This is a genomic window from Butyricimonas sp. DFI.6.44 (assembly GCF_022132345.1).
Taxonomy (GTDB): domain Bacteria; phylum Bacteroidota; class Bacteroidia; order Bacteroidales; family Marinifilaceae; genus Butyricimonas; species Butyricimonas muris.
In genome coordinates this window covers 85418-100556 of record NZ_JAKNJD010000012.1, presented here as the reverse complement: position 1 = coordinate 100556, position 15139 = coordinate 85418, and the positions used below count along the sequence as shown (strand labels likewise).

At 41.7% G+C, this 15139-nt stretch carries 22 protein-coding genes and 1 pseudogene; 11 read left to right on the top strand and 12 right to left on the bottom strand.

The genetic code is table 11. The features are described from left to right. Window positions 1-3: 3 nt before the first annotated feature. From L0M98_RS16705 to L0M98_RS16670, 8 genes are read right to left on the bottom strand one after another with little or no spacing between them, the layout of a single operon-like run. Entirely contained in the window at window positions 4-429 is a 426-nt protein-coding gene (locus tag L0M98_RS16705) for a hypothetical protein (protein WP_227216982.1), read from the bottom strand. Then, window positions 426-896, bottom strand: a complete 471-nt coding sequence (locus tag L0M98_RS16700) for a hypothetical protein (RefSeq protein WP_007219355.1) — start codon at window positions 894-896, stop codon at window positions 426-428. Before L0M98_RS16700 ends, L0M98_RS16705 begins: the two co-directional genes overlap by 4 nt. Then, window positions 887-1219 carry a hypothetical protein gene (locus tag L0M98_RS16695; protein ID WP_227216981.1) on the bottom strand — a complete coding sequence of 111 codons (333 nt, stop codon included), beginning with the start codon at window positions 1217-1219 and terminating at the stop codon, window positions 887-889. The genes L0M98_RS16700 and L0M98_RS16695 overlap by 10 nt, the downstream gene beginning before the upstream one ends. 1 nt (window position 1220) lies before the next feature. After that, the gene (locus L0M98_RS16690) at window positions 1221-1556 is read right to left on the bottom strand and encodes a DUF6706 family protein (RefSeq protein ID WP_007219353.1); all 336 of its coding nucleotides are present in this window, start codon (window positions 1554-1556) and stop codon (window positions 1221-1223) included. A 5-nt stretch (window positions 1557-1561) separates the two neighbouring features. After that, complete coding sequence (locus tag L0M98_RS16685; RefSeq protein ID WP_007219352.1) at window positions 1562-1888, bottom strand: hypothetical protein; 327 nt, start codon at window positions 1886-1888, stop codon at window positions 1562-1564. 11 nt (window positions 1889-1899) lie between these two features. After that, entirely contained in the window at window positions 1900-3135 is a 1236-nt protein-coding gene (locus L0M98_RS16680) for a hypothetical protein (protein ID WP_007219351.1), read from the bottom strand. A gap of 19 nt (window positions 3136-3154) precedes the next feature. Next, window positions 3155-3802 (bottom strand): hypothetical protein, encoded by a 648-nt coding sequence (locus tag L0M98_RS16675; protein WP_007219350.1) that lies wholly within the window; start codon window positions 3800-3802, stop codon window positions 3155-3157. A gap of 8 nt (window positions 3803-3810) precedes the next feature. Continuing rightward, a complete protein-coding gene (locus tag L0M98_RS16670) occupies window positions 3811-4422 on the bottom strand; it encodes a hypothetical protein (RefSeq protein WP_007219349.1) in 612 nt (203 codons plus the stop codon). A 459-nt stretch (window positions 4423-4881) separates the two neighbouring features. Between L0M98_RS16670 and L0M98_RS16665 the strand changes: the two genes are divergently transcribed. The 11 genes and pseudogenes from L0M98_RS16665 to L0M98_RS16615 all read left to right on the top strand — a co-directional run bounded on the left by L0M98_RS16665 (window position 4882) and on the right by L0M98_RS16615 (window position 10312). After that, window positions 4882-5121 (top strand): hypothetical protein, encoded by a 240-nt coding sequence (locus L0M98_RS16665; RefSeq protein WP_005655420.1) that lies wholly within the window; start codon window positions 4882-4884, stop codon window positions 5119-5121. Window positions 5122-5146: 25 nt separating this feature from the next. Continuing rightward, entirely contained in the window at window positions 5147-5398 is a 252-nt protein-coding gene (locus tag L0M98_RS16660; RefSeq protein WP_007219348.1) for a hypothetical protein, read from the top strand. 14 nt (window positions 5399-5412) lie between these two features. Further along, on the top strand, window positions 5413-5778 hold the full coding sequence (locus L0M98_RS16655; protein WP_007219347.1) for a hypothetical protein: 366 nt from the start codon (window positions 5413-5415) through the stop codon (window positions 5776-5778). A gap of 41 nt (window positions 5779-5819) precedes the next feature. After that, entirely contained in the window at window positions 5820-5960 is a 141-nt protein-coding gene (locus tag L0M98_RS16650; protein ID WP_162487773.1) for a hypothetical protein, read from the top strand. Between the two features lie 11 nt (window positions 5961-5971). Then, window positions 5972-6151 (top strand): hypothetical protein, encoded by a 180-nt coding sequence (locus L0M98_RS16645; RefSeq protein WP_007219346.1) that lies wholly within the window; start codon window positions 5972-5974, stop codon window positions 6149-6151. A gap of 11 nt (window positions 6152-6162) precedes the next feature. Further along, on the top strand, window positions 6163-6375 hold the full coding sequence (locus L0M98_RS16640; RefSeq protein ID WP_151922881.1) for a hypothetical protein: 213 nt from the start codon (window positions 6163-6165) through the stop codon (window positions 6373-6375). A gap of 164 nt (window positions 6376-6539) precedes the next feature. Beyond that, complete coding sequence (locus tag L0M98_RS16635) at window positions 6540-6815, top strand: DUF3846 domain-containing protein (RefSeq protein ID WP_038605347.1); 276 nt, start codon at window positions 6540-6542, stop codon at window positions 6813-6815. Further along, window positions 6815-7880: pseudogene (locus L0M98_RS16630) on the top strand (DNA cytosine methyltransferase). The gene L0M98_RS16635 and the pseudogene L0M98_RS16630 overlap by 1 nt, the downstream one beginning before the upstream one ends. A gap of 484 nt (window positions 7881-8364) precedes the next feature. Next, entirely contained in the window at window positions 8365-8805 is a 441-nt protein-coding gene (locus L0M98_RS16625) for a DUF551 domain-containing protein (protein WP_007219340.1), read from the top strand. Window positions 8806-9222: 417 nt separating this feature from the next. Continuing rightward, complete coding sequence (locus L0M98_RS16620; RefSeq protein ID WP_007219338.1) at window positions 9223-9996, top strand: ADP-ribosylglycohydrolase family protein; 774 nt, start codon at window positions 9223-9225, stop codon at window positions 9994-9996. Next, window positions 9989-10312: a hypothetical protein gene (locus L0M98_RS16615; protein ID WP_007219337.1), complete on the top strand. Its 324-nt coding sequence runs from the start codon at window positions 9989-9991 to the stop codon at window positions 10310-10312. The genes L0M98_RS16620 and L0M98_RS16615 overlap by 8 nt, the downstream gene beginning before the upstream one ends. A gap of 40 nt (window positions 10313-10352) precedes the next feature. Here L0M98_RS16615 and L0M98_RS16610 read toward each other — a convergent pair whose 3' ends face one another. From L0M98_RS16610 to L0M98_RS16595, 4 genes are all read right to left on the bottom strand, one after another. Beyond that, window positions 10353-12962, bottom strand: a complete 2610-nt coding sequence (locus L0M98_RS16610) for an ADP-ribosyltransferase (RefSeq protein WP_227216980.1) — start codon at window positions 12960-12962, stop codon at window positions 10353-10355. A 180-nt stretch (window positions 12963-13142) separates the two neighbouring features. Further along, complete coding sequence (locus tag L0M98_RS16605; RefSeq protein ID WP_007219334.1) at window positions 13143-13442, bottom strand: DUF6527 family protein; 300 nt, start codon at window positions 13440-13442, stop codon at window positions 13143-13145. Window positions 13443-13444: 2 nt separating this feature from the next. After that, window positions 13445-13714 carry a hypothetical protein gene (locus L0M98_RS16600; protein WP_007219333.1) on the bottom strand — a complete coding sequence of 90 codons (270 nt, stop codon included), beginning with the start codon at window positions 13712-13714 and terminating at the stop codon, window positions 13445-13447. Then, entirely contained in the window at window positions 13714-15138 is a 1425-nt protein-coding gene (locus L0M98_RS16595; protein ID WP_038605351.1) for a phage portal protein, read from the bottom strand. The genes L0M98_RS16600 and L0M98_RS16595 overlap by 1 nt, the downstream gene beginning before the upstream one ends. Window position 15139: the final 1 nt, after the last annotated feature.

Below are 15139 nucleotides of genomic sequence, written 5' to 3'. Positions count from 1 at the left end.
TTATTAGTTGATACTCTTTTCTCTTACTGTAAGCTCCAAAGCAAGGGAAACAAAATGTTCATTTTGGTCTTTCTCCTTAATCGGTGGGTTAAACCGCCCTATGTTCCAGTTATAGCCTTTCCCACTTTCATAATGTTTTTTCAACACTTCAACCACCTTTGCCCTTATCTCTATGAGCCTCTTAAAATGTGTCCTGTAAACGGCTTTCCCCTTGCCTTTGGCTATCACCTTATCCGGCACATGAATATTCACGTTTATCTGACCGTAGCGCACGGATGCTTCACCGTCTATCGTATGAGGGACAATTATCACATCCTCTTTGGTGTAGTCGTTACGCTCGTAATCAATCACACCCGAAATGAAGTTTTTCACCTCGCTTGCTTGAAGCATGGCGTAAACCCTTGTTGCTATTTCCTCAGTCGTTATCATGCTGCGTTCCCGAATAATTCGATTGCTTTCTTATTGGCTTTCATCACCAACTTGTTAATCTCGGCAGGTAGTTCGCTTTTGGCTTTCAGTTCGGCAGGTAGAATCACGTTGTACCCTTTGGCTTCCACGTAGGCGGCATAATTCATCCCGGCTACTATAATGAGGGAAAAAGTGTTTGGCAGCGTGGCGGCATACTTCATTGCAGCCTCCAACATGGCTTCCGCACCCTCTCCGGGCTGGTCTGACCCACCATAGTAAACGATTTCCTTATTCTGTACCACGGCATAGCCTATAGAGTTGGTTAAATTGCCCGTTTGGTCTTGGTAGTTGTGGTTATCCTTAGCATACTTAGCCAGCTTTTCGCCCATATATTTTAACAAGGTTACGAAAGCCAATTCAAGTTGCTTTTGGAAAGCAGCCACGGGGTTTAAGATAGCCCCTTTGTCAAACATCGGCATTATCCCCATATCTCTATGTATTTAGGGTTTGTATCATCTATTCCCGAAATGGTGAACTCATCCACACCGCCACGCTCCAAAGTCACTTCCACACGTGCGCCTATACTCAAATCACCCTCAAAGTAGGATGGTAAAAACACGTCAAAGGTGTATGAATACATTTGCCCGTCCGTTCCCAATCGTTGCTTGGCAGGTATGAATTTCTCCACTTGGCACTCACAGCCTTTCACCCACACGGGCGCATCATCGTCCGTGTAAAATCCCGTTGCTTCACTCCTCGTTGCTTCAAGAGGCAAAGCGGTGTATCTGAAAGTTCCGTTAATCCGTGCCATATCACCACAAATTAGAGCCGTCCGTAATGGAAGAAACTTCGACAAAATCCGAAACGTCTAAACCGTTCTCGTTGCAAAGGTCTTTAATGCGCTTCTCCAACTTCTCCACGCTGTAGCCTTGTGAGGACTTACCTAACGTGTCATTGGTAAGCACAATCATCCGCTTTAGCACCTTTATAGCGGCTATGGCTATCGTGCGTTGGTCTGTGTTGGCATTGTACTCACTATCCCAGTCGCTTATCTTCATATCAGCAAGTGCCTTTTGTAAAGCAAGGCGGCTTGGGGTATAAGGTTCAAGCTCACCCACCAACGCATTGTATTTTGTCAAAGTTCCCATCACTACTATTTTTCAAGGGCTTCTTTCAAAGCCGTTACACTCTCATCTGAAAGGGCTTCAATCGCTTTGGTTACACCCTTAACCCCGGCATTTTTGGCAACAGGGGCATTGATGGATTCCAAAGCATCCTTTACCACATTCAAATCATATTCATTGTCTTGGAAAGTGACCTTTTCAGTCTGTTTGCTTTCCAAAGACTTAATCACACAAAAGCCCCTTGCAACCAAATCATTAACTCGGTTAAGCTCATCGGTATGCAAGGTTTCACCTACCTTGTAGATTTTGCCTTTGTCGTTTTTGTCTATAAACGCTTTCTTTACTGTCAGTTCCATAAGCAAAAGGTTTAGCCTACTTCAAGAGCTGTTGCGCTCTCAAATTCGGATTTAGTCCAATAGGTACGTGCCACACCGTTTGCATCGGCTGGTACTTCCTTTTCCTCAAAGCCACGCACCTGTAAACAGATGATAGCACCAATTTCAGTGATAAGAGGCAACAAACGTCCAGAGCCTTGTGTGTATTCGGCTGCAACTTGACCAGTGGATTCACCAGTACGCCACTTGGCAATACGAATACCACCGCCAGCGTTCATGTAATCCACATCGTCCTCCTCTATCAACTCGCTATCTTCAATGGCGGGCTGAATTTCACCGATAACTCCGGCAGGCTTGATACAGATAAAGTTGTGATTCCACGGCTCAAGCGATTTACGCTTACCGTCCATATCCATACCCATTTTACGGGTAATCACCGTTACAGGGGGGATTTCATTACCAGCAAGCAAATCTGCCATCTGAGCCGTTGTTACGGTCTGAGCCTTTTTATCGTTACCATGTACCAACAAACGGGTTGTTTCGTCCATACGCAGCCAAAAATAGAGGTCTTGGCTCATAAGGATTTCGCCCGGCTCGATGCCACGGTTACGCAGGTCACTACAGATAGCCGATAACATCAGGACGGGGGACAACTTGCCAGCTTTGGTATTGGCAGAGTTCCACAAGAAAGCTGATACCAGCTTGTTTGTTTCCGGCATTTGATAATCAACCTCGTACTTACGTCCACCCGGATTGTTGATTTCCGGCACGAACTGAGCCACACCCCAATTAGAGAATGCCGTCAGAGCGATAAAGTCCATCACGTCCTTACAGCCCAAATAAGCATCTTTCATGTCGTGGGTAAGGAGCTTTTCAATTTGCTTCACCTTAGCGGATTCACTCAAACGGGGATTTTCGTAAACCTCCATCAGTTTACGGTAATCACGTGCGTACATGGGGAACTTGTGACCCACACGGGGGATTTCCTTAGTCCACACATCGAAGCCGTCAGAACGCCTCATAGGTGTAGGTGATTCATCACCTATCAATGTAGCCATGAAACGCAAGTTGTACTTACCTACAAGTGCCTCGGCAGTCAATGACATTTGGGGCGTGTTGGTAGTAAACCAGCTATCACAGTACATTTTCTGAAAAAGGATTGTTTCACGTTCGGAAGCCTTATCAAAAGTCTTTTTCCACGTTGCCAAAAAGTCAAGCGGTTTGCCGTCCTTGTGAAGCCCTTTGAATGTTGAAAAAATAGATTTCATGTCGTTACGCTAATTTTAGTTAGTGTGATTTCGTTAATTTCACGTGGGGATTCCCTTTCAAGTAATCGCCCGTAGTGTCCTTTTGCCCGGCAGGGATAGGCGGCACACGTCTTTCGTACATTGCGTATTGCATGGTGTCGGCAGAAACATCTACAGAGGTTTCAAACTCGCCTACTTCCACATCGGCAATCAGTACGGAGTTGGAAGCACCACGCTCCTTTGATTTTGCGGCAGCTTGTCCGTCCGAAACAACCTCTACCAATACATCTTCCTTTACAAGCCCAGCAATGGCTTTGGAAAGAGTGACAATGTAATTGTTTCCGTTTCGCTCAATCTTTTCGATTGTGGGGACATCGGCAATGGCTGTAGCGGCTGTGCCGTCTTTCAGCACCAAATCACCAACGGCAAAGCAAGGCTCGTAGAACTCATCCACGTACAGGCTTACTTTCTTCGCATTTTCCGCATCCACTTCCACCACTTTTGCAGTCTTGATGACTTGCACCGTTCTTTTCACCTCATCCTTGATAGCAAGCGTTCCGGCAGGCACGGTGTCGCCAACAGCGAAATGTTGGTTTTCCACGTCCAGATTGAAGCCGCCTTGCACGATAGAGGGCGAACCTGTGAAAATGGGTCGCATCCCAGTAAATGAAGCAGTCTTTCTTTTCATTTCATTTTTTATTTTACAGTTATTGATTCCAGCAAGCTATCAGCAGCTTCATCAATTTGCTTTTCACTTGCCGCCTTAGACCCCCCTGAGTGTTCATCATCCAGCCCATTTGTAATAAGCTCCTGTTTGTAAGCGGAAACGGCATCCTCAATATCTTCATCATCAGAGATTGATTTTGCCAAACGGTCACGGAGATAAGCCGGAATTTTGTGCTTTTCCATAGCCTTAACTACTTCCTTTGCACGGGCTTCCTTGCTTTCTTTGGCTTCGTAGTTAGCAATCTTTTCTTCCATTTCCTTTAACCTCTTTTCAGTCGCTTCATCCAAAGCCACCTTACCTTTCAGCCGTTCTTCCTCTTCTTTCTTTTTCCTCTCCTCTTCGGCTTTCTTTTCTTCTTCGGTCTTGGTTTCTTTGTTCTTGTTCGCCCATCGGGTTGCTTCACCTTGACTTTCCTTAGCCACTTCCGCAATCAGATTTGCCGTACTTTCTATTGCCTCATCATCGGTAGAATCATCCTCAATGCTGCCACCCATTTTTTCGGTTATCGCTTTAAGGTACTTCTCCGAAAGACCAGTGTCTTTACACAAGCCTTTGACTTTCTCAAAGAGTTTCTTATTCATTGTTGCTTTTGTTATTTAGTAAGTTGAACTTCTACAGAGCAAAGATATGAAATAAAATTATATATGCGTTCTATAAACACACATATTTTACTCGGTAAATTACTTGCCTATTAGCATCTTACGTTTAAAAACAAGACGTAAAAGCGATTTTTCATTTGCTATATTCAATATAACAAATATGTGTTTAATTAACACAATAGGAATAATATTTTTTCACTCAACAAAAATATATCCTCAGAAAAGCACAAAATATATCCTGTTTTTGCAGTAAATATATCCATTCGAGCATTTCTACCCATCTTAAATAAAGGAAATCACCACTAAAAGACCATCAAAACCAACTATCACATAGGCATTTTGAAAATATATCCAAAAATATATCCAAATACTTTGCTATATTAAATATATAGCCTATATTTGTTGCGTAATAAGATTGATAACGTTTAAAATATATGTGATATGGATGTGAATTATATTCTAATAAAAGGAAACAAGCATTTTAAGTGCCACAGTTTAGCAGAAATGGCTATCTATTTTAGCTTGTCCGTAACCAGCAATGGAAGCGTAATCTGTGATGGCTACCATGATACAATGTCTTATTCTAAAGAGTGGAGCCACGAAGATATTATTACCGATTTCATACGCAACAGAGTAGAGAAAGTAGTACCTGATGTTGAAATATACAAAGTACAAAAATAATAATGCAACACTAAATTTTCAGATTATGGCAACTAAGAGTATTGATAAAAAGAAAACATTGGAATATGCGGTAGCATTTTACTTCTATGATTCGGGATGTGTAAACTTTATGATGGGTAATATCATGTACCAGCATATCAAAACCATTTATGACGAAAGGGCAGACGGCAGAGGGCAAAACACATTAGAGGTAGTTTACAACTACAAAAAAATGAAATATGAAGTGCTGTGCCTCACAGACAGCAAATTAGCTCAAAAAGAAATATCAATACTATAATACATAATATCGCCATGACACAGAAAGAATTTGAAGAAAGAACCGGGTTGAAGCTAACAGCGGACAACTATACAGAGGTTGAAACTTGCTACATGAATACAGACCTTGATAAAGATGCGTTTTGCAAGTTGTGGATGAAAAACCCGGCAGCTCTGAAAGAAATAGAGCAAAAAACGGTGTTAGTTCGTGAACTTTACGAAGAACGCAAATGTCTTGCAAACTTTCTTATAGAACAAGCCGAAAAGTGGAGTGCATCAGATTTAAGAGAAAAAGCAATAGCTATGATTGGAGAAAGAGAGTATCTCAGAAGAAAAATAGCCAAAGGGTACAAACTTTGGAAATTAGACAAAGAACTATTAGACGAAATTTTAAGAAAGTAATAACCAGTAGGGTAGCTATCCCCTACACAATGCAACACCGTATGAAAAAATATTATTTGCAAGGCAAAGAGATTAGCGAAAAACAAGCTAAAGCCATTGAAGCCAAAAATCAGAAGTACATAAGCAGCAATGATTTTACGCTTTGGGCAAAGTGCCAATTTGTAACAGTAGTAACCAAGTAAATTTCAGAATTATGAATGAATACACTTACATCATTTTCGACCATAACGGCAGACGTTTGGGAAAGATTGAGTTTGGAGTGCGCAACAGCGTACCATCCGCAAAAGAGATACAAGAAGCCATTAGAGATGGTTTTCCCAACGGGACGACTTATAAATTACTCGTTCCAACAAGCGTGTGTATCAACCAATAAAATTTTAGGATATGGGAATATTGAAAGATGCAATTTTAGCGGCAATACAGCAGGAACACCCGGATGCTCATTGGGTGGAAAACGAAAAAAACCACATGATAGAATCTACAGCGCAAGCAAAATACAATGACGTTAGACGTGTTGAACGCAATTATACTAAAGGCGTTCACAAGGCAAGAAAGGAGGCTCACAATGGCAATAGTAACAGTACAAGACATTTATAGATGTGATTCATGCAAGGCAGCATCAGACGAATTTGGAAGAGGATGCAAGCATGGTATGCTCTTCCCTCTAATACTTATAATGGGGAATTTCAAAAAATGTATGAACTATGAATTTGATGCTGAAAAGGTCAAACTTCAATTAAAACGAAAGGAGGCAAAATAAGATGGCAACACTGATAAAGACAGACGGAAGTAAATTGGAAATCCAACCTCAAAACGGGCTGGACTTCCAACTGGATGAACTGCAAAAGTTCGTAGATGGTTACATTGAGATTATAAACCTACACAATGGGGATATTCTCGTAATCAATGATAATGGGAAAGACGTTTTAGATTCCAACGAAACAGCCACGGAAATAGCGCATAAACACAATGCTATTTTGGGTTGGGATTATATTTGTGGCGATGTCGTTATGTGTAAAGATGAGGAGGTGCAATAATGGAAATTCATAAATTCCATTATAACTGGAAGCTGGCAGAAGCCAATTTCACTAAAGACAAAGGCAAGGTGTTTTCTTGTTTTGCGTGTGGTGGCGGTTCAACTATGGGCTACAAGTTAGCAGGGTTTGATGTGATAGGTTGCAATGAAATAGACCCTAAAGTGAATCAGGTGTATGTAACCAACCATGCACCACGGTTCAATTTTTTAGGGGATATAAGAGAATTGAGAGAGAGAGCTACCACCCGAACTTTACAACTTGGATATTTTGGACGGCTCACCCCCATGTTCCACTTTCTCCTTATCCGGCAACCGTGAAAAGGATTGGGGCAAAGAAAAGGTGTTCAGAGAGGGGCAAACGGCACAAGTTCTTGATACACTTTTCTTCGACTTCATTGCTTTGGCAAAAGCACTTCAACCAAAGGTTGTGATAGCGGAAAATGTGAAAGGCTTGCTTATGGGTAATGCCATAGATTATGTAAGACGCATTTACAAGGACTTTGAAGATGCTGGGTATTATTGCCAACACTTCTTACTTGATGCTTCTAAAATGGGAGTACCACAAATGCGAAACCGGGTGTTCTTTGTATGTATTAGGCATGATTTGGGCGTGAATTTCTTGAAAGTGTCTGACCTCTTCAATGTTGAGCCACATATTAGTATGGACTTCAACGAGCCGGGGATTTGCTACGGAGAATTTGCGGATTACATGGGCAAACCATACGGCAAGCGCATGAAAGAAATGTTTGATAATAGAACACATGGGGATATTGATATGTCAAATGCTTATCGGAAGCTGACAGGCAAAAGAGGATTTTTCAATCAATGTTATTTGTATGAGGATGAAATTTGCAACACGCTTACGGCTCATGCAGACAGCACGATTCCTTTTAATAAGCCTGTGTATTTATCAAAATCTGAGGTGTGCAACGCTTCTACTTTCCCGCAAGACTACGATTTTTGCGGCTTTTCACCGCACTACATTTGCGGTATGAGTGTACCGCCTGTTATGATGGCGCAAGTGGCTACACGAGTTTACGAACAATGGCTATCAAAATTGAAATAATAAAGCTATATGACAATAATAAATGAAACCATCTTTTACGACAAGCCGGGAAGTTGTGGCACGTGTCCTTTCTTTTATAACGGTTCTACACATTTACGACCCGGTGAGGTAAAAGGGCACTGTAGGATGTTTGATGAAATGCACAAATCATACATAAATCCACCAAAGCGATGCCAAAAGATATTTAATAAGGCTTTCCGTATGCCGGATGGAAGCGAGTTAGTAATTACTATTAATAACGAATGACAAATCAAAATGAGCAAGAATGTATTATACAACAGTCGGTATTTCCATTACTGGGAAAAGTTGAAATTTGATTATAATGAATACTTTGGTAGCATGGTATCAACCAAACCTATCAAGAAACATATAAGAAGAACGAAAACGCTTGAATGGTATATAAAGATTAACCGAGATAATTTTACAGTTAATCCTCTTGGGGTAAAAACATATTTTCCACCATTTTAATAAAAAACAAATAGCGATGAAAATAAAATTAGATTGGCAGTACGCCAAAGGTGAATTAGACACTGATACACTGGAATTACTTTGTTTGCCAGCAAGAGGTAAACGCTCCTTTGGTGCGGACGAAATGGATGCAGAATTGTGCATTAAAGACGGATGGAATTTTACCATTGCAGATATTCATTTGGGCGATGTTGAAAGTTCAAATATCCTTTGCAAAGAAATAGCAAAGCGGTGGAATGAGTTTAAGGAATTGGAAGCAAATCAATCACAGTGGATAAGCGTAAACGATGCTATCCCTAAAGATAATGCCGAAGGTATTTGCAAGGTTAAGTTTGTGGATGATTCTATAGATGAAATGACAATGCGAAAAGTTAGCAAGTGGGTATTTCCTTACACAAAAGGTAAGTATGTTACCCATTGGAAGCCGATTGCAAAACCTAAAGAAGTTAAAGAATGATACGAGAAACAAAATTTAGCGGTAAAGAAGATTGCTGTAAGGAATTTTGCGAGGCAACTAAAAAGCATGATAGAACGAATTAGCTCTACTTAATGCAATAAACTTGGTAAATATTTGTTTTATTAAATATAATATAGTAATTTTGCGTTTATAGAACACACATAGCAATGAAACAGCAAAGAAAGGTCATTCATGTAGAATTGAAAGAGCCATACAAGGGCAAACGTCACTACTACTTTGGCAGCATTACGGCTATATATGAGCTATTGCCAACCGAAGCAGTAGGGGTGTCTAAAGAATCTCTTTGGAATGTTCTAAAGAATGGTGAACATAAGGGTAGAAAAGCCATTATACGATATGGCACACTCCATACAAAACAATCAAATAGGGGTATCAGAAAAGAAAAGGAGGTATAATATGTTAGGAGCGATTATAGGCGATATTGTAGGCTCACGCTTTGAGTTCGACAATACAGATAACTACAACTTTGAACTATTCACAAAGGATAGCACGTTTACAGACGATACAATTTGTACTATAGCGGTAGCGGATGCAATCAATACGGGCGCAAATTACGGAGATAAGTTTCTCCAATGGTGTAGGGCATACCCCAATCCGAAAGGAGCATACGGTGGCAGCTTTGCCCGCTGGATAGCCTCAGACAACCCACAACCATATAACAGCTTCGGCAATGGCTCTGCAATGCGTGTTTCCCCGGTTGCATGGGCTTATGACAACTTGGATAAGGTTTTGATGGAGGCAGAGAAAACGGCTATAGTAACCCATAATCACCCGGAGGGAGTTAAAGGAGCTGTAGCAGTCGCACACGCTATTTATTATTTGAGAACAACCCACAATCAGAAAGTATTTGAGAATATAATGCAATCGTACTATCCTCAATTCATGGTAAACGATTATTATGCCGGAGTATTTGATGAAACGTGTCAAGGCACTGTGCCGCTTTGTTTGAAGATTATTCGTGTAAGTACCTCTTTTGAGGATGCAATCAGACGGGCTATTTCATGGGGTGGGGATAGCGACACGATAGGGGCAATAGTCGGCTCAATGGCAGAAGCCCTTTGGGGTGTTCCCAAAGAAATTTCAGACAAGGCATTTGACTTATTGCCTACTGAGATGCTCAATGTAGTTGGTGATTTTTTCGGAAACTTAAATAGAAAACAATATGTATAAAAACGATTTACAATCATTTTGCCACTTCTACAAAGGCGAAACGGTATGCCCGTTCAAAGATGGCGATAAGCAAATGTTTTGGCTTTGTGAAAAATGGTGGACTGAGCAAATTATACCCGCCACTGATGCCGGGTGTAAACTCATTGCCCCTATTCTAAAGGAGTACACCGATGCCGGACTATCAAGCTTTGAATTGTACGATGGTGTGCCTATCACATTGAAAGCGGTGCTTTTCAATCGGTACTGCAAATACGCTGAAAGGGTGGATATAGAGGGCTTTAAAGAGTTATATCGGACTACATACATAAAAGGTTAAAGTAAAGGCGCACCGTAATTGATGCGCCTTTCTTATGTTGTCAATACTTACAATAGAATCCCATTGGAGTAGAAACCATTTCCTTTATCACTTTCGGGCTTTGTTCCAAAACTTCCATATCTATATACCATTTGCCATTTGTGTATTCGGCTTTAGTGATCCTGAATTTAGTGCCACGCTGTAGGATAATTTCATTTTCCCCCGTTGTTGTAGGCTTAGAAGTTCCGTTCCACTTCTTACCCGGACAATAGTCCCCGTTGTCATGGCTTGAACCAAATGCAGAGAAAGGCTCTGCATAGGTCATTTGTGTACCTTTCGGACAATAGATATTCAGACAAACGGGCTTACTTCCAAAGTTCGTATTCCGGCAATTACCACACGACATAAAGGAATCATCCGTACCAACCTTGCCAACCAGTTTAGACGGGTCAGATATATAAGCATCCAAATCAGACAATCCAAAACGATAGTTTACAAAAGCACTGATTTCGTCACGCTTTACCCAAACATCATCTTTAAGTGTGCTTCGGGCTATATATTGGGTCATATCGGCAATATGCTTTTCGGCTTCGGACAATCTACTGCCATAGTAGTGATAATATCCCTTGATAGCACGCAAAGGCTCTGTTATGTAACTACTACCAGCCGTATATTGATACATAGCCGCCTTTTCATTGGAGCTTGCAAGTTTCCACATATCCACGGCATTATCAAAGAAATAATCGTTTGCATCCGAACTATGAATAAACCATTTCGCTGCATCCTTTCTTTCCTGCGTAAAATCGGAATCTTTAAACTTAACATCCTTGACTTTTGATTTACGCATGGCAGCGGCTTTTTCAATGCTTTCTTTCCTTGCATTGAGTTCCGCAATGGTTTGTTGTGCCATTGCTTTATCATTGCCATTGATTGCATTTTCAAGCTGTGCAATGAGCGATTGGTAAGGCTTGGACTTGGTAGAGAACTTAGATAGGTCGGCATAGCTATCCTTAATGGCTTTCCAATCTATCTTATCTTGAACAATGCCAAGCTGTTTAACATAGGCTTGTTGTGACACCTGCCACGTTGGGTACTTCTGTTGTACATTATGATAGTTACCACCTAAAAAGTCGTATGCTTCAAAATTCAGTTTCTTTAATTGTTGTTCCAAAGAAAGGCTATCCCATTGTGCCAGCTTATCAGCAACCGCCTTGTTTACGGCTTTTGCATCGGCTAAAGAGAACTTTTTAGCCACCTCCATAGGGCTATCTATGTAACCCAGTGAATAAATCTCCTTACCTATGGCTTTCAGTTTATGGGCTTCCAACATGATAGCGGACAAATCAGGGTGTTTTAGAGCCTCAGCTAAAGCCGTAGTATCAACATCTGAAATACCACCCATAACACGGAGCATATTATTACCATAGTGATAGGTCGCTTTCCTCACATTCCACCGTTGCCGGATGGCATTTGCTTCCGCTTCCGTCCGGGCTTCGTGCCGGGCTTTCGCTATCTCTTTTGCAGTCGGTGGATAGATAACCTTTTCATTGTCCCGTAGGAAGTAGGGCAAAGTTCCTTTCTCCGTTGCATCCTTGATGCGTTGCTCATTGGCTTGCATCCACCCGGTAAATTGGGATGGCAGCTCTTTTACCTTTTCCTCACATTCCACCGTTGCCGGATTATCCCCGTCCAAAATCTTATCCAGCATTTCGTCCAATTCTTCTTGCTTTGCCAGTACGGGCACTTGATAACAACGGCAATTCGGGTGCCACCCTTTCCAACGGAATGTTTTAGGGTACACACCTTTCAAATCATCGCAAATGTCAGATACGGGATGATTGTTGGATAGCTTGATTTCAATGCCTACCACAAAGTCGAGTTGCGCCCAACGCTCAAAATCGGCTGTACGATACGCAATGTTGGTTTCAGTCCGTGCAAGCCTTTGGGCGTTACGTGCGGATGAACGGTACACGCCACGCCCCGGATGAAAATGTTTCGGGCTATCATCCACCCATTTGTAGGAGTTGGCTTCTTTGTCCCAAACCCTGCGTTTCCACTTTCTGCCATAGATAGGTTGCCCGTTCTCATCTTCCCCCACCTTGATACGGAAACGCCTGTAGAACTTATCGGGGTCTTGTAGGTACTTCTTTATCTGAGCCGCCAAACGATTAGCCGGGACACCCTCACCAATCGCCAAATCCAAAGTATTTTCCAGCTCATCACGGAACATACCCGTATATCGCCAAACCTTTTGAGAGAGATTCAAACCACCGTCACCACTCTTACGGGCAAAGAAAGCATCCATAGCCTCTTTGTTGCGCTTGAAGAAACGGGCAAAGTGATTATCTTTTATTGATTGTTCACCGAACACACTTTTAACCAAAGCATCGTTATTCTCGTTAGATGCAAGCCATTCCTTTTCTACACCGCCCCGGATAACTTGGTAAACACGGCTGTACATATCCCTAAGAATGGGCGTAACTTCCTCGCTATACCCATAGTCAGCAAAAGAGAAAGGCTTTCCATCCTCCAACTCCGTACCCTTTACCAAGTTAATTATTCGCTCAAATGCTTGTTGGTAGATGATACGGACATTGGCAGCGTAGCCCTCCGTTCTATTGAAAAGCTCCGCTTGCATCTTCTTATAGTCTATGTACTTCTTCTTTGCCATGCCACTACTTTAGTTTGAAGTTGGTGCAATAGTCCTTATCTAAAAACTTGCTGTATTTATGGAAAGGGCATTTGCATAAGAACGGCTCACCTTTCCAGTTCAATTCGTGGAAGTCGAAAGCGTGTTTGCAGTCCCTACAATGGTAGTTCTGCGTTGATGTCTGTTTCTTCTTTGCCATAATCATATATCATCAATATCAATCATATCTACAGTTTTTCCAGCCAACTCATGTGTGCAATCAGAAAGATATTCTATCTTCCCATTTCTAATAAAAGAATGACATATATTCATCTTTTCGGGCGTTGGGTAGGTTACTTTTATAGATGGAATAACAGTAGGATTCTCATTATCCCCATTCCAATTCCACACAGGAAAGCCACAATCATTTTTTGCGGTTGCTATATAATGGGCGCATTTGCAACCCGGACACCAAAATAAATACATTCCCTTTTTATCACTCTGCTTTTCCAATTTTGCCATAATTATTCCTCCATTATCTTTTTAATCAGCTCATCTTTGGTTGCATAGCAATTATACCATTGATGGTGAATAGTCATAGGGTTATTTCTCGCAAGCACATTCTTTTCCTCAATATAAACCTCAGTCATAACAGGGGATGGGTTCAAACTTCCATCATCCCTATAGCTCGGACGTGCGGAAACTTCTATTTTTGCAATTCTAAACTGGTGTGGCTTGTTGTCATACATAGTCCAAACAACATCGCCCGGATTGAATTTAGTAACTATCTCCATTATTCAGCCCCTCCGAAAACGTCCATTTTGTTTAACTCCATTTGTTGCTCCATCCGTTCCGCTTCTTCCTGTTTCAGACGCTCTATTTCTTGTTTCGCATCTTTTACAAGGTAGGACAATTCTACATAGGTTTCACGGCTCAATGCCCCATCATTGTATTGTTTGGATAGGTCGGCAAGCAATTCGCTCACATCTTCCCCGAAAGGCTCTTGGAACTCATGTCTTAACAGCAAGGCATCATATTCAGCCTTATGCCGATAGTCAAGCACATTACCCAAAATAGCCGTCATAAGGTTGGCGTGGCGTTTCATATAATCATCGTGCTTTTCCTTGTGGCGTTCTGCCTTGATAACGGCAAGCAACATCACTTTGCGGATAGCCTTTGCCGAAAGATTGCCCAATGATTTCATATTGTCAAAATCAATGTTGGGCGTGAAAGACTTTGAAAGAATGTGTTTATCCAATCTTTCAAACTCATTCTTTTTGCTTTCGCTCGCCTCGTTCCATGTAAGGTAGCGTACATCACCGCCATTTTTGAGAATAAACAGTTTTGCTTCTTCTTCCGACTTTGGCAAGCTATTGAGGATTTCAGAAGTAGCCACCATTGCCGGGTTAGAAAAGCGGTCATTAGTATCTGCATCGGTGCTTTCCATTATTTCAGAGCGTTCAATCATGGGTTGCACCTCCTTATGTTCGGGCGTTTGCTCAAATATCAGCACGGGAATTTTCCCTATTGGATTATCCTTTATCTCAACCTCCCAACCCATTTTGCCACGTTTGGCACGATATACAGTCTCTTTAGTGTATATATCCACATGGTAAACGGTATTGTTGCCTGCCTCTGTCAGATAGTAACCCCACGCAAAAGCGGTAATCCGTTTATATTGGTCACGAATGGTATAAATATCATCGTTGTTTTCCCGGCTCAACACATTCAGCAAAAGGGATGGTTTATTATCACTATCCCGGTACACATGGTAAAGAATGGCAGAAATGCCCTCCGCACCAGCCAAACGTTTAGCCTCTCTAACTTTGGCATTGAAATGTATTTCATTCAGCCAATCTTTGTAGTTCTGAAAAGCATAATCCGTACCCGTTGAAAGCTGTTGCCATTTTACGGGTCTGCCATAGAGGAACACCAAAGAAATTTCATTGATGAATTGAGGGTAAGGAATGGGGATTTTCCACCGTTTACTCCAACGTAGAAAGTTGCCTTTCTTATCGTAAACGGCTCTATCCTTACGCTCCATCACTTTGTGAGTGTCAATCTTATACTCACGTAAATTATTGGCGGCTTCTTCCGCATGGGCTTTCATCATGGAAAGCGCACGGGTCACATCCTTAGCCGTCAAAAGGTCGGCAAAGTTTTGTTGGTAGCCAATAGCCGCCTTTACCTCGTTAGAAATAATGTTTAGTAATCCCATT

Excerpts from the sequence above, each read along its gene's own strand:
- L0M98_RS16705 (WP_227216982.1), bottom strand. The coding sequence starts at position 429 with ATGATAACGACTGAGGAAATAGCAACAAGGGTTTACGCCATGCTTCAA.
- L0M98_RS16620 (WP_007219338.1), top strand. The coding sequence starts at position 9,223 with ATGTTAGGAGCGATTATAGGCGATATTGTAGGCTCACGCTTTGAGTTC.
- L0M98_RS16665 (WP_005655420.1), top strand. The coding sequence starts at position 4,882 with ATGGATGTGAATTATATTCTAATAAAAGGAAACAAGCATTTTAAGTGC.
- L0M98_RS16695 (WP_227216981.1), bottom strand. The coding sequence starts at position 1,219 with ATGGCACGGATTAACGGAACTTTCAGATACACCGCTTTGCCTCTTGAA.
- L0M98_RS16645 (WP_007219346.1), top strand. The coding sequence starts at position 5,972 with ATGAATGAATACACTTACATCATTTTCGACCATAACGGCAGACGTTTG.
- L0M98_RS16690 (WP_007219353.1), bottom strand. The coding sequence starts at position 1,556 with ATGGGAACTTTGACAAAATACAATGCGTTGGTGGGTGAGCTTGAACCT.
- L0M98_RS16625 (WP_007219340.1), top strand. The coding sequence starts at position 8,365 with ATGAAAATAAAATTAGATTGGCAGTACGCCAAAGGTGAATTAGACACT.
- L0M98_RS16595 (WP_038605351.1), bottom strand. The coding sequence starts at position 15,138 with ATGGGATTACTAAACATTATTTCTAACGAGGTAAAGGCGGCTATTGGC.
- L0M98_RS16700 (WP_007219355.1), bottom strand. The coding sequence starts at position 896 with ATGGGGATAATGCCGATGTTTGACAAAGGGGCTATCTTAAACCCCGTG.
- L0M98_RS16600 (WP_007219333.1), bottom strand. The coding sequence starts at position 13,714 with ATGGAGATAGTTACTAAATTCAATCCGGGCGATGTTGTTTGGACTATG.
- L0M98_RS16660 (WP_007219348.1), top strand. The coding sequence starts at position 5,147 with ATGGCAACTAAGAGTATTGATAAAAAGAAAACATTGGAATATGCGGTA.
- L0M98_RS16610 (WP_227216980.1), bottom strand. The coding sequence starts at position 12,962 with ATGGCAAAGAAGAAGTACATAGACTATAAGAAGATGCAAGCGGAGCTT.
- L0M98_RS16615 (WP_007219337.1), top strand. The coding sequence starts at position 9,989 with ATGTATAAAAACGATTTACAATCATTTTGCCACTTCTACAAAGGCGAA.
- L0M98_RS16605 (WP_007219334.1), bottom strand. The coding sequence starts at position 13,442 with ATGGCAAAATTGGAAAAGCAGAGTGATAAAAAGGGAATGTATTTATTT.
- L0M98_RS16670 (WP_007219349.1), bottom strand. The coding sequence starts at position 4,422 with ATGAATAAGAAACTCTTTGAGAAAGTCAAAGGCTTGTGTAAAGACACT.
- L0M98_RS16685 (WP_007219352.1), bottom strand. The coding sequence starts at position 1,888 with ATGGAACTGACAGTAAAGAAAGCGTTTATAGACAAAAACGACAAAGGC.
- L0M98_RS16635 (WP_038605347.1), top strand. The coding sequence starts at position 6,540 with ATGGCAACACTGATAAAGACAGACGGAAGTAAATTGGAAATCCAACCT.
- L0M98_RS16655 (WP_007219347.1), top strand. The coding sequence starts at position 5,413 with ATGACACAGAAAGAATTTGAAGAAAGAACCGGGTTGAAGCTAACAGCG.
- L0M98_RS16650 (WP_162487773.1), top strand. The coding sequence starts at position 5,820 with ATGAAAAAATATTATTTGCAAGGCAAAGAGATTAGCGAAAAACAAGCT.
- L0M98_RS16640 (WP_151922881.1), top strand. The coding sequence starts at position 6,163 with ATGGGAATATTGAAAGATGCAATTTTAGCGGCAATACAGCAGGAACAC.
- L0M98_RS16680 (WP_007219351.1), bottom strand. The coding sequence starts at position 3,135 with ATGAAATCTATTTTTTCAACATTCAAAGGGCTTCACAAGGACGGCAAA.
- L0M98_RS16675 (WP_007219350.1), bottom strand. The coding sequence starts at position 3,802 with ATGAAAAGAAAGACTGCTTCATTTACTGGGATGCGACCCATTTTCACA.